This is a genomic window from Blautia sp. AF34-10, from assembly GCF_003477865.1.
In the GTDB taxonomy this organism is placed as follows: domain Bacteria; phylum Bacillota; class Clostridia; order Lachnospirales; family Lachnospiraceae; genus Fusicatenibacter; species Fusicatenibacter saccharivorans.
The window spans coordinates 1-787 of the sequence record NZ_QUED01000092.1 but is presented as its reverse complement, the minus strand read 5'-3'; the positions used below and the strand labels follow the sequence as shown (position 1 = coordinate 787).

Here is a 787-nt window from a genome sequence, read left to right as displayed (position 1 = left end):
GGTTATGCCGGATCATATTCATCTGCTTGTAGATTGTCGACCACAGTTTTATATTTCAGACATGATCAAAATCATGAAGGGGAATCTTGCGCGCCAGATGTTCCTTTTGTATCCAGAGCTAAAGAAAGAGTTGTGGGGAGGGCATTTGTGGAATCCGTCTTATTGTGCTGTAACGGTCAGTGACCGGAGCCGTGAACAGGTATTTGCTTACATAGAAGGGCAGAAGGAAAAATCCCGTTAAAACCCGGAGGAAAAAGCGAATGAAAATCATATCCAGTTATGGTGTAGAATTACGAAAACAGAATATTCCGATCCGCCAGACACTGGAGATTTACCGTTCTGCTGTCCGCTATCTGGTCGAAGTGTATGAATCTGTATGGGAAGAACTGGTCAAAATTGAAGAAAGTAAGAAACGTTTCAATGCAGCGGAACATCTGGTGCATACAACGAAACGGAATCCGGCCCGGTTTGATTTTGATTTCTGCTTTCCCAAGATGCCATCCTATTTCAGACGGGCGGCAGTCCAGCATGCGCTTGGGAGTGTATCTTCTTATCGGACGCGTCTGGAACAGTGGAAAGCAGAGGGACAGAAAACAGGAAAGCCGTATCTGAAAAGTGAGCAGTATGCCATGCCTGTTTTTTACCACGATGTCATGTACCGTGAAAACACAGAAGAGAAAGATGCGGCCTTTTTAAAACTGTACGATGGCCATGACTGGAAATGGTTTGCTGTGCGGCTGAAACATACGGATATGGAATATTTAAGAAAACACTGGTCGGGCAAAAA

Annotated in this window: 1 protein-coding gene and 1 pseudogene; both read left to right on the top strand. The window is 44.6% G+C overall.

Going from position 1 to position 787, the window contains the following annotated elements; translation table 11 throughout:
- A partial coding sequence (tnpA, locus tag DWZ60_RS17020) for an IS200/IS605 family transposase (RefSeq protein WP_119222192.1) occupies positions 1-241 on the top strand: 241 nt, incomplete at its 5' end.
- A gap of 19 nt (positions 242-260) precedes the next feature.
- Positions 261-787 (top strand): annotated as a pseudogene (locus DWZ60_RS17015) (IS200/IS605 family accessory protein TnpB-related protein); the annotation flags it as partial.